The 10,008-nt window shown below is 40.5% G+C and carries 21 protein-coding genes; 4 read left to right on the top strand and 17 right to left on the bottom strand.

Features of this window, described 5'->3' with window-relative positions:
• Nucleotides 1-42: 42 nt before the first annotated feature.
• From ACM0OS_RS27050 to ACM0OS_RS27000, 11 genes are all read right to left on the bottom strand, one after another.
• On the bottom strand, nucleotides 43-765 hold the full coding sequence (locus ACM0OS_RS27050) for a hypothetical protein (protein ID WP_414546269.1): 723 nt from the start codon (nucleotides 763-765) through the stop codon (nucleotides 43-45).
• A complete protein-coding gene (locus ACM0OS_RS27045) occupies nucleotides 747-962 on the bottom strand; it encodes a hypothetical protein (protein WP_414546268.1) in 216 nt (71 codons plus the stop codon). The genes ACM0OS_RS27050 and ACM0OS_RS27045 overlap by 19 nt, the downstream gene beginning before the upstream one ends.
• Before the next feature lie 61 nt (nucleotides 963-1,023).
• Nucleotides 1,024-1,410 carry a four helix bundle protein gene (locus ACM0OS_RS27040; RefSeq protein ID WP_414546267.1) on the bottom strand — a complete coding sequence of 129 codons (387 nt, stop codon included), beginning with the start codon at nucleotides 1,408-1,410 and terminating at the stop codon, nucleotides 1,024-1,026.
• 35 nt (nucleotides 1,411-1,445) lie between these two features.
• Nucleotides 1,446-2,135: a hypothetical protein gene (locus tag ACM0OS_RS27035; protein WP_414546266.1), complete on the bottom strand. Its 690-nt coding sequence runs from the start codon at nucleotides 2,133-2,135 to the stop codon at nucleotides 1,446-1,448.
• 2 nt (nucleotides 2,136-2,137) lie between these two features.
• On the bottom strand, nucleotides 2,138-2,539 hold the full coding sequence (locus tag ACM0OS_RS27030; RefSeq protein ID WP_414546265.1) for a hypothetical protein: 402 nt from the start codon (nucleotides 2,537-2,539) through the stop codon (nucleotides 2,138-2,140).
• Nucleotides 2,536-3,066, bottom strand: coding sequence for a hypothetical protein (locus tag ACM0OS_RS27025; RefSeq protein WP_414546264.1), 531 nt, complete (start codon nucleotides 3,064-3,066; stop codon nucleotides 2,536-2,538). The genes ACM0OS_RS27030 and ACM0OS_RS27025 overlap by 4 nt, the downstream gene beginning before the upstream one ends.
• The gene (locus tag ACM0OS_RS27020) at nucleotides 3,029-3,556 is read right to left on the bottom strand and encodes a hypothetical protein (protein WP_414546263.1); all 528 of its coding nucleotides are present in this window, start codon (nucleotides 3,554-3,556) and stop codon (nucleotides 3,029-3,031) included. Before ACM0OS_RS27020 ends, ACM0OS_RS27025 begins: the two co-directional genes overlap by 38 nt.
• Nucleotides 3,557-3,654: 98 nt before the next feature.
• Entirely contained in the window at nucleotides 3,655-4,470 is an 816-nt protein-coding gene (locus ACM0OS_RS27015) for a hypothetical protein (protein ID WP_414546262.1), read from the bottom strand.
• A 502-nt stretch (nucleotides 4,471-4,972) separates the two neighbouring features.
• On the bottom strand, nucleotides 4,973-5,320 hold the full coding sequence (locus tag ACM0OS_RS27010) for a hypothetical protein (RefSeq protein ID WP_414546261.1): 348 nt from the start codon (nucleotides 5,318-5,320) through the stop codon (nucleotides 4,973-4,975).
• Between the two features lie 76 nt (nucleotides 5,321-5,396).
• Nucleotides 5,397-5,765: a hypothetical protein gene (locus tag ACM0OS_RS27005; protein WP_414546260.1), complete on the bottom strand. Its 369-nt coding sequence runs from the start codon at nucleotides 5,763-5,765 to the stop codon at nucleotides 5,397-5,399.
• Between the two features lie 52 nt (nucleotides 5,766-5,817).
• Nucleotides 5,818-6,072, bottom strand: a complete 255-nt coding sequence (locus tag ACM0OS_RS27000; RefSeq protein WP_414546259.1) for a hypothetical protein — start codon at nucleotides 6,070-6,072, stop codon at nucleotides 5,818-5,820.
• A gap of 134 nt (nucleotides 6,073-6,206) precedes the next feature.
• Here ACM0OS_RS27000 and ACM0OS_RS26995 point away from each other — a divergent pair, with 134 nt between their 5' ends.
• The 4 genes from ACM0OS_RS26995 to ACM0OS_RS26980 are packed head-to-tail and all read left to right on the top strand — an operon-like array spanning nucleotide 6,207 to nucleotide 7,977.
• Nucleotides 6,207-6,479, top strand: a complete 273-nt coding sequence (locus ACM0OS_RS26995; protein ID WP_414546258.1) for a hypothetical protein — start codon at nucleotides 6,207-6,209, stop codon at nucleotides 6,477-6,479.
• Nucleotides 6,476-7,039 (top strand): GNAT family N-acetyltransferase, encoded by a 564-nt coding sequence (locus tag ACM0OS_RS26990; protein WP_414546257.1) that lies wholly within the window; start codon nucleotides 6,476-6,478, stop codon nucleotides 7,037-7,039. Before ACM0OS_RS26995 ends, ACM0OS_RS26990 begins: the two co-directional genes overlap by 4 nt.
• Before the next feature lie 12 nt (nucleotides 7,040-7,051).
• On the top strand, nucleotides 7,052-7,588 hold the full coding sequence (locus tag ACM0OS_RS26985) for a hypothetical protein (RefSeq protein WP_414546256.1): 537 nt from the start codon (nucleotides 7,052-7,054) through the stop codon (nucleotides 7,586-7,588).
• Between the two features lie 14 nt (nucleotides 7,589-7,602).
• A complete protein-coding gene (locus ACM0OS_RS26980; RefSeq protein ID WP_414546255.1) occupies nucleotides 7,603-7,977 on the top strand; it encodes a hypothetical protein in 375 nt (124 codons plus the stop codon).
• On the opposite strand, the gene ACM0OS_RS26975 is transcribed toward ACM0OS_RS26980, so the two are convergent.
• From ACM0OS_RS26975 to ACM0OS_RS26950, 6 genes are all read right to left on the bottom strand, one after another.
• Entirely contained in the window at nucleotides 7,974-8,255 is a 282-nt protein-coding gene (locus tag ACM0OS_RS26975) for a hypothetical protein (protein WP_414546254.1), read from the bottom strand. The two genes, ACM0OS_RS26980 and ACM0OS_RS26975, sit on opposite strands and share 4 nt — an antisense overlap.
• A 10-nt stretch (nucleotides 8,256-8,265) precedes the next feature.
• Nucleotides 8,266-8,412, bottom strand: coding sequence for a hypothetical protein (locus ACM0OS_RS26970; RefSeq protein WP_414546253.1), 147 nt, complete (start codon nucleotides 8,410-8,412; stop codon nucleotides 8,266-8,268).
• On the bottom strand, nucleotides 8,413-8,634 hold the full coding sequence (locus ACM0OS_RS26965; RefSeq protein ID WP_414546252.1) for a hypothetical protein: 222 nt from the start codon (nucleotides 8,632-8,634) through the stop codon (nucleotides 8,413-8,415).
• Between the two features lie 19 nt (nucleotides 8,635-8,653).
• Nucleotides 8,654-9,004 carry a hypothetical protein gene (locus tag ACM0OS_RS26960; protein ID WP_414546251.1) on the bottom strand — a complete coding sequence of 117 codons (351 nt, stop codon included), beginning with the start codon at nucleotides 9,002-9,004 and terminating at the stop codon, nucleotides 8,654-8,656.
• 76 nt (nucleotides 9,005-9,080) lie between these two features.
• A complete protein-coding gene (locus ACM0OS_RS26955; RefSeq protein ID WP_414546250.1) occupies nucleotides 9,081-9,308 on the bottom strand; it encodes a hypothetical protein in 228 nt (75 codons plus the stop codon).
• Nucleotides 9,309-9,361: 53 nt separating this feature from the next.
• A complete protein-coding gene (locus ACM0OS_RS26950; protein ID WP_414546249.1) occupies nucleotides 9,362-9,955 on the bottom strand; it encodes a 3'-5' exonuclease in 594 nt (197 codons plus the stop codon).
• Between the last annotated feature and the right edge of the window lie 53 nt (nucleotides 9,956-10,008).

The raw sequence follows: 10,008 nt of genomic DNA, 5'->3' as shown, positions 1-10,008 counted from the left end.
TATTCACAATGCTTCTACAGCCATTGAACCCTCGTAATTTGGCTACAGTATTGTTCTTACCGAGAATATTAACCTCTCGTAGCTGGGTGCTTTATCAACTCTTAAGCATTGGGTTTCTAGTCCAACTACCTTGGCTGCTTTTTTCAAGCCTTCCATTTTTGGTGATGGTGATGGCTCAGTAGATACTGCTGTACCAGGAGTAGCCACCGTTACGATTTCAGCATGAGCATCTTTGAGTACCCGTTGTGTTTGTTGGGTTTGCAATTCCAACTGGCGTTGATGAATTTGGGCTTGCACTTTTGCTTGCTCTAGCTGCATTTCTGCTTCTGAGGTGGCCAGTAGCACATTTCCCAATCCTTCACCATTTTGGATCATGCCTAACGCCATGCGATTGACTGCCCCACTTTGTCCTGTAACTGCCAATACCTCATTGAACAAGGGTGCTGTCTGTTGTAATAGTTTCAGTTGCCGTTCAGTTTCTTTGTCCGATTCCTCGTACAACCGTTTTCTTTCGGCAGCACTAGTTAGATATTGCAGTTGCTCCTCCGCCTGAGTATCTTTTAAGGCGGCCAGCATATCTTCTTGTCGCTCTTGGTCTTCGTAATGTCTTTGTAGTTTTCGTAGTTCCACACCTGCATAACCGGAGAGTGCGACCGCTATTAAATTTGCAGGTATAAATAGTTTCAATTCTTTGGGGTCAGAGGATAGTGTTAGGATTACCGCCACTACCCCACTTGCCCCAATTTTCATCCAAGGAAGTAACATTTTAACCACCCAAATGCTAAACCAGTGGCAATTACCTGTAGCAGCATATCTCTACTACTTTTACCTTGAGAGTAAGTGATAGTGGCAGCAACTCCAATCACCAGTGCTGACCACGGTAATAAGCTGATCAATTGTGCGATCGCACTGGCTATGACAAACCCGCATATCCAAATTAGTAATCTACAAATCTGGGACATATTTAAAGAAGAATAAGGAGCAGGGAGCAGGGAGCAGGGAGCAGGGAGCAGGGAGAAGAAATTAACGTTTTATAATCCAAGGTGAAGGGTTATTAATTATGGTGACAAGAATGCCTAAAATTTGATTGTAAGCTCCATAAAATTCTCTACCTTTCTCTACATCTAGATAACCGCATTTAACTGCAAACTTTATCCAAGTTTGAGTTTCTGCTGCCTCAGCTTCGCTATCATTTAACTTAGCGATAAAAGCAGCTTCGTAGCGACGCTTTCTCCATGCTTCAGCTAGGTTAGCGCATACAGAACGAGATGATCTACGAATCTGATCAGTTAAGGAATAACGCTCTTCAACGGGAAATTTTTTTGAAAGTTCAAATATTTTCATAGCTGTATCAAATGCCATTTTGTATGCTTCCAAATCTTCATGACTTTTAATGGGTTCTTTTTTCATTTTTTATACCAAAAACTACTCATTTATTTCTATTCTTATTCTCCCCGCCCCCTGCTCCCTGCCCCCTGCCTAATTCGTTGTGTAATTCCCGGAGTACCTGAATATCGAGCATTCCTGAGTTCTTGGAATCTAGTCACCAAATTGCTGGTTTGTTCTTCGTATGGAGTCGGTTCTTTTTGAGCTTTTTCAGTTTGTAGCTTCTGTTGTTTCTTGGCTTTAGACTCAGAATGCTGGTCAGCAATTTTACCTAAACTAATAGTCAGGTCATCTTGTACTCCGGCGATCGCTGAACGTGAACCACCTACAATTTGTCTGAATTTCGACTCTAAATTAGCTAAAGATGTCCCTAAGTTCTTCTCTAATTCAGCGTGTTGTACTCTGGCTTCGGCAACATTCTCACTGACTTCAGCTTGCTTCTCACGTACTTTGTACAAAGCTTTGAGGTAGCGACTAATAGTTGAGGAGTATTCCGTCCATTTTTTTGACTGAAATTCTGCGCCTTTGGCTTTGTCTAACGCATCAGCAATATCTTCTTCTGTCAAATCACCAAAGACTTTCACATCCACAGGCAGCATATCAGCAATGCGTTGGGCATTTCCCCATACTGCTGACTCTAGACCAAAGTGGGAATCTGGAAATACTATTGCTTTACTGACATCTCCACCTAAATCAGACAGGTTTAATGCGCCATCCTTTGGGGCTTCTGGCTTAGATCCTCTGACCATGATTACCTCACGTCTATTAGTGAATCACAGGGTTTATATTCGACAAACACATCATCATCAAATTCTGTCCATTCGCCATCTAGTGAACGAAAATAACGGACATTATTTTCTAACTTGACTTCTAAATTAATCTCAGGAAATTTGAAAATATTCTCTTTCTCAATTACCCTGGTTAATTCAGTATCAATCCCCACTTTCATTCCTAGATGTAACGTGATTCCTTGTTTTTTATACTTCTGCCAGTAGTACGAAAATTCGTCTTTTTTGAGGAAATTTACATTGACCACAGGAACGCCATTTTCAAACAATATTGCCAAAATCCCCAGTGGTTCATGATGAATTTTGGCAATTCCTAAATTATTCTCATAGCACCAGTACGCTCGGTGAAAATACGCTGTTTTCAAAATTCGTCCTCCAGTTGTTTGAATTTTTCTTCTAGTGGATCAGATTTCTTGTCTTTACGTGCAAATGCTTTTTCTACTTTCTTGATCAACAGTTTGGCTACAGCTTGCCACACCAATGACCAAGCCCGTTGGTTTTTGAGTCGAAATTGAGCCGCTACAATATCTGCTTTCGAGGGAATAATTGCCCCATATTGCTCCAGATTATTAATCGCTTGCTGAAAACTCACAACTTCATCCTCGGTCGTTGGGAGGTCGGGAGCGACGGCGGCGGTTAATCTTTCCATCACCCCGCTTAACGTTGCAGATTCCTGTTTTATTTTCTGCAATTCTTCTGCCATCACCTCAATTGCTGCTAAGTTTGACTGGGCGATCGCATTCTGAAAATTCAGTAAGTGCGATTCGAGTTGACGTTGTACTTCCTCGCTGATGATTTCAGTTACCGCATTAAACCCCTTTCCCTGATTTACTGTGTCGATAAACTCTTGTATTTCAGGCGACAGTGGCGTTGCACTCGAATTGTCCATCATCTAATTCTCTCCACTCCAATTTCACACCTACTTGGGCTGCGAATCCATCTATCGTTTGTTTCATCGTTTCATAAGGCAAATAGTCACAACTATCAATCAGTTTTTCGAGGTCTACTTCGATGAACTGTTTTTGGACAACTGCTAATTTTTCTCTTTTTCTTTGTGCTATCTCTGCCCTGGCTGATTTTTTCCCTTTTTCTCTTGCCTGTTCAATTGCTTCTAATCTAGCGATTTCTAGCGCTTTAGTTAGCTTTTCTTCTTCTGTTACTTGTTGAGCAATCTGTTGTTGCTCTCGTACTAATCGCTCAAAAATTGCTAAACGCAAATCTTCGTCAAAAGCTATTTCTAGTTGCTCAATCACCAGCGCAAAAGCACTTGGTACTGGCACTATCTTTTGTTCCCTGCCCTTAGTTATTTTTCTTGATTGTGGCTCTATTGATGTTTGTGCTTCTGTTCCTTGTACACTCAATTCACCTTTACGTGCTGCCATACCTTTTCTCCATCCTTAGTTAAAATTGCAATATTCTCCGCACAACACAAAATTTATTGTGAAGGACAAAACATTATTGAATCCATCCAATAGTCGAATCACGCGCACCTCCGATTTGCAGCTTTTACCTTCCACTCTTGCAACTCTGATACTGAATAATGCCTTCGCTGACTGAAATTGCCCCACTTATACAAAGTCCGCAGCGACACCTTGTAACCGCACATCGCCAAATACCTGTGTAAGTCTTTACCTTTACACCCCCGCATTCGCCATTGATGCCACATTTTGGCACTCGATGCTGTTTCCAGCGTCATCGCTCGACGTGATGCACTCGTCATCATTACTATCAATTGACGCACTAATGGAAACTTTTTGGTTGGATTATCATGCCTCCAACACGCCATGTACGTTAACAGCGAGGCAGTTCCTTCATCTACAAACTTTTCATACTTGGGAATCCCCAAATACTGTTTCCAACTCGCCCAACAATTTCTCGAAAGCTTACGGTTCATTATCCTATCGCAGCATTTCTTTACCTCTCTTAAGGCGATTTTTTCTAGTGAGGCTTTGACTTCATCTGCGACAAATACTTCACCTGCATTTACCTGTTCGCAATACTTATCAAATACCTCCTCCAACTTATATTCATTGGCTTGAAAATAATCTCTCAGGCTTCTATAAGTGACTTTTTGCCGTGGGTTCTCCTTCCTTAACCATGCCAAACACAACAGCATTTTTGTCTGCTCTTGGGTGTATGTACGAGCTGATATTCTCTTCCCTTGTGGGTAATTAGCTCCCGCTAAATGCTCCCAGTCATACCATGTGCGATCGCTGATTTTACATCCACGAATCTTTTCACAAATATTTCTCAGGTTGATTGAAAGGCTTATCCAATCTTCTAATACTACTGGCATGGTTAAAGCTTTGCAAAATCAAAGCGGCTGTCAATATTGAGAGTGTAATTGCGATTATCGCTCCACAAAATTCTAACAAACCTGATGAGTTTCTTTCTTCTTTTTCTATTGTTTCAGTTGCACCATCAATAGTTGTTTTGGTGTATTTCTCTCTCCTGTACACATTATGCTATCTCCGTATATTTGGATATCTGTACTTATGTCGTTTGTACTACATTCACCGCTTCTACAAGAAAAAATGTACCCACTTTCCGGGGTTTGAGAATCAGATTATGTACACTCAGCTTCCTAACGTTCTGCTGAACCCTTTTCTAGTAAGCATTTCAGCTTTGTAGTGTCACAGTAGTACATAAATCTATGGTTTTTGGCAATCTTTGAAAAGTCTATTTTTGGTAAATTCAGCAGGATGAATGTAGTTTGTTATTGAGGGCAAAAACCTGATTAATCCTTATCTGTCAGATGTATTTGGCTGTAATCTGCATTAATTCCGCAGGGCATTTTTTTAAGTAATTGACACACAAGTTGGTTTTTGCTGTACTGAGTCTCTATGTATCTTTTTTAATGCTGATAATCTGGCATTTACGTCAACTCCATAGCTTTGAAACGTCTGTTCAATCTGCTCACGGGTCATTTGGCAGAAGTCTTCCTTGCTATTTCTCCCGTGTTTTAATCCTAAAAATATTTGCAGTTCTAAAATTTTTTGCACCTGTTCCCAACTCAGGTACTTGTTTCCAAAAAAATTCAAAGCCTTCAAATATTTGTTGATGGTGTCCTTAGATTGAATCTTCAGTAAACTTCGGCATTGTTTGATGCTGATTTTCTCCATTGGTGGGTCGAACTGTTGAACCATATCTAAATATTAAAATACCCACACTTGGTGGGCAATGGACTTTGTTGACAACTTTGTTGATAATTTATTAAAAATTTTAATCCATGGATTTTAAAATATTATCTTCAGCTATTAAAAATATTTCTTCGACTAGCTCATTTATTAAATCGCCACTACTTTTTCGCTTTACTCGTCTAACTTCTACACGTACTGGTGAGCCATTCTCAGCCCGTGAAATTAAAAAATCAGCGTATTTGTCTATTGCCTGTTTAGCTTGCCTAATACTTTTCCATATCTGAGCTTCTTCCAGCATACTTGTTATGCCAATGAATTCTTCACCATTTTGCTTATTGTTCTGATTAAAGTAATCCAGAGAAAATCTGGCGGCATAAGCTTTAACTTCAGGTACTAAAAGCAGTGTGTAGCCCAGTTGTTCTTCAGCTTTTACTCCAAATCCTTTCGCCATTTTATCTTTCCACAGTTTCAATACTTAACTCAAGATATAGATTCATTGCTGATTAAGCAATGGCTAACAACGGACTACTATCTATAGGTTGCTTGCCTTCTTGAATCCAAAGATTGTGCTGCATGGCTGCCAGAGCTTTTACCCTGGAAGATGGATTACGTCTTGTTACTTTACCGTGACACGCGTATGCTGCAATGGTTCTGGCTTTAATTTTTAAATATTGGGATGCTTCTTCATAAGTTAATCCCCAAGTTTGACAAAAAACTAGTGGATCTAACTCCTCAAATATATATGTGTGTTGCTTCATAAACTTACTTCCTGTTAGAAAGGTTGACTACCAATTAAATTTAAATGGCCTTCTTTACCATACTATACCGCACAAAAGTTTGCATATATGACGTAAAGTGCCGTAATATCAAAAAACTAATTCTTTAGCTACGTATGCCAAAACCAGGATTTAAAACGATTACAGTCCCTGACTGGATTATTGATGAAATCAAGAAACAACCTGATTATCGAAACAATCAAGCTGCCACTTTAGGGCAACTTGTTAAGGAGGCTGTTGCTGCCCGTAGCGGAGAATTAGAAAATCCAGAATCAATCAAAGGGCGCATACTTCATCATTTGCCAACATGGAATAGAAATGAATCTTGGGAGTTAGCACTGACTATTTTAAGTTGGCTGCAACAAAACGATCACAATACTAATTTATGATGTCACGCTCCTCTACCGTCAGACTAATTCGCGGTCAAGATAGCATGACTGTAGAAGCAGATTTGGTAGACTTGACACAAAAACACGCCGACGATTACACCTTACAGTGGAAAGAACAATTAAGATTATTCGGGCAAGAGGATAAGTTTTGGGATTGGGATTTTAAGCTTGAGTTCATCATCAGCAGACAAGCAAACCGGGAAGGTTATGCTATCGAGTACGAAGGTGAAACCCAGGGTTTAATGATCATTGAAACTCAACTGCACGGTTCACGCTTGGCAGAGGGTCAACGGTTAGTTTATGTTGATGGCATTGCCTCTGCACCTTGGAATCGTGAGATGATCCAACGTCCACCTAAATATAAAGGTGTTGGCACTGCACTGTTAATCTTTGCTAGAACCCGTAGTTTAGAACTGGGTTATGAAGGTAGAGTAGGTTTACACTCATTACCTGGAGCCGAACAGTTTTATGATCTCCAAGGCATGATTGATGTGGGTGAAGATGAAGATTATGATGACTTGATTTATTTTGAGTACGGAATTTGGCGTTCTTCTAGATGAGGTGTTAGGTAAATGAATCAGCACGAATTTAATGAAAATCACAATAACCCTGCCCAAAATAACCAAGTAAGTCCTATGGATTTATTAGTTGATGAAGAATATTTACGGCAAGCTGTGGAAGCTGAGGAGCTTGTCGGCGGTCATATTGGTGCTGGATTAGATTGGGGAAGTGCATTTGGCGACCTCATGCTAACGGGTGAACTAATGGGGCGTTTAACAACGTTACGTATCTCTCTGAATAAAGAAGTCCGACTGCTACTTAATGACTGGAATTTAGGTACAGCTACAAAAATAGCTGTTAAAACAGCAAGAGAAAGAATACTTGAAAAATTGAGATTGCCTACACCAGAAATAAGACAATCTCTACTTTTGGCTCTCAGAAATGATGAACTTTATGGTGAGGAGTTCATATCCAATCACAAAATATTACGTGAGTTATTAGAGTTATTATTGACACCTCAAGATTGGGAAACTATTGCCGCAGTAGCAGCAGATTCGCTCAAGCAACAAATCATTTATCAAGCGGTTGGTGAAAAAATATCAGCGTAAGTGCAGGTCAAAACATGATTGAAGTGACACCAGAACAACAAATTTTTATGCAAGATGATGTTTCTACTCGCTTGCATCATTTAGCTGCACACCTGTCACAAATTCAGTCTTTGTGGACTGAGACATCATCCCAGGATGTGATGATACCTCTGGTAAAAGAAAGTCGTTACTTTCTTGAGTGGACTGTTCCCGACATGGTAAAAGCTGACGATATTGACCGAGCCGCAGAGTTGGTTGACTTGGGTCGGGTTTTAACTCATTGGCTATTTCAATGGGACAAAATTTGGTCAGATGAAGAACAAAAGCGAGTTGCACAGACACAGACTCAAGATTGGTTACATCGGGTTCTAGAAATAGCTGATACAGAGCCAGAATCACTGAGCGCCTAGTTTTTACTCGCCGACTGTCTTTTCACCAGCAGCAACCGCAAATACTGCCGACACTCAGCCTCTCCCTTGCATACGAGAATCCGCAAGGCTTCGACTTCCTGCATTGGAGAAATACAGATTTCGGCAATAGTACTAATCAACCTCTGCTGCGATCGCACATAATTCTGATGCTGCTGCTTTAGTTGCTCAACCTGTGATTGCAGTTCGTGTATCTCTCGCAAGGCTTTTGTTAAATTAGATTCTTTGCTTTGGGTGGATTTGTCTAAAGTTAATGTCATTTTCTTGCTCCTATTTGTTTTTAGGTGGTTCGTTTTCAGCCAAAACTTTTGCAAAATCGTAGATAGTAATTTCCGGCTGCGGCTCTGGTTTTGGCTCCGGTTCGGGTTGCAGTTGGGGACTACTCAAACCAATAGCTTCTTTAATTTCTTGCTCCATTTAACACCTCTCCTTTTGTGTGATTCCTTCGTATTCTTCTATCGCCGTAATCACTTCAAACAAAGCATTCACAGCATCGTTTAGCACCACGTCATTTGAAGTTACGAAATAACCAGAAGCCTCAATATGACGATACTCTTCCATACTTTGAACGAGCCGCAGAGTCTGTTGGCAGCCCTGAAGAATTTCTCGAATTTCAAATGTTGTTAATATCATTTGCATTGTTAGGATTCTTTTGACACTACTCATCCCCACTCAAACAAGCCCCCAGCAAAGCACTCCCCAGAAATCCAGAGAATGTTACTGCCATGCCTCCTAAGCAAATATTCTTCTGTGCTTGCCAGTCATGCCCCCGAAGTATTGTTGCTCTGGAGTTTGCGTCAATGATTTCAAATCCCCAACAGCCCAATGCAGCTACTCCTAAAAATCCAGTGGTGACAATCGAGTAAAGTGCAAATCTGGTCAGGGTTTGGTTAATGAAACTACGTGATTTTAATCGCTTCATAGTACGTCGTCTTCTGGTTATTACTTCGATTTTTTGAATGTGTTCTAAATGTTCTGTTTGGGTTAATTGGTGGGTGATTTTGTTCATGGGTTTAAGGTGTTAAAAAAAAAGAAAGACAGTATGAAACTGCCTTCCTATCTAAAATGAAAAGATTTATTTATAACTAGCCATAAACTAGTTTCTTGGCATATTCTTGTGCTTCTACACCAGATAAAGAATTGAATACTTCAATGAGGTCTATGGCTTCTTGTCCTCTAACACTAAACACATATGAATAACAATGAGGTTCAGGAAGTCCTGGCTCTGTCACTTCCGCAATCCAAAGCCAACTTTCATTTTCGTTTTCTTCCCACGAATAATCGTATTCTAAATCAGGCTTTTCTATAGACATTGTTTTCTCCTTTGACCTTTTTTGAATTGTTTTAACTGTATCTCTCTGCCTATTCAAACAACGCTCACATCAAAATCCAGCGACTGAATGAAATCATCCAACAAACACTCGCGGATTGATTTGTACCAAATTTTGCGTTCGCCATCCCACGCAAACTTAGCCTTACTCGCTTTGTGGCGATCATCGTAACTAACTAGTGCTTTGATTTCTAGCATCGGTGATTCAGCAAGGGCGATTGCATCCTCAACCAGTTTTTGTAAGTTTTTGTGGCGATTTAAGCATTCAACCAACAACCGAACATCGTCCCCGGCACGATGGACAGTGCTGATACCAATCCCCAGCCAAAGGGCTAGGTCAGTCAGCTTGTAAGCACCGTGCGAATTAATACTGTGATATCCCCAATCAAAATCACGCATGGCACACAACCAGGGCTGACTAATCAAACCAGGGAAGAATTGATTCACCACGCCAGAATCAAACTCGGCATTAAAAGCAACTGCATAATCAGCGATAGCGGATATTTCTCGCAAAAGTGCAAGGGAGCGCTGATAAATAGGAGATGCTGCTTGGGTTAGTTCTGGAGAAATGCCGTTGATTGCCTGGGCGTTGTTGGACTCAACTGGAATTAAGGTAGAGATACTGGCCATCCCCTAGCTATCTAATTGGTGTTGTTTGGAGGTAAACTGAAAAACACCTACCA

The organism is Nostoc sp. CCY0012, from assembly GCF_963920855.1.
Classification (GTDB): Bacteria; Cyanobacteriota; Cyanobacteriia; order Cyanobacteriales; family Nostocaceae; genus Cyanocohniella.
The sequence above is the reverse complement of the archived record's forward strand: the minus strand, read 5'-3'. Positions and strand labels throughout refer to the sequence as shown.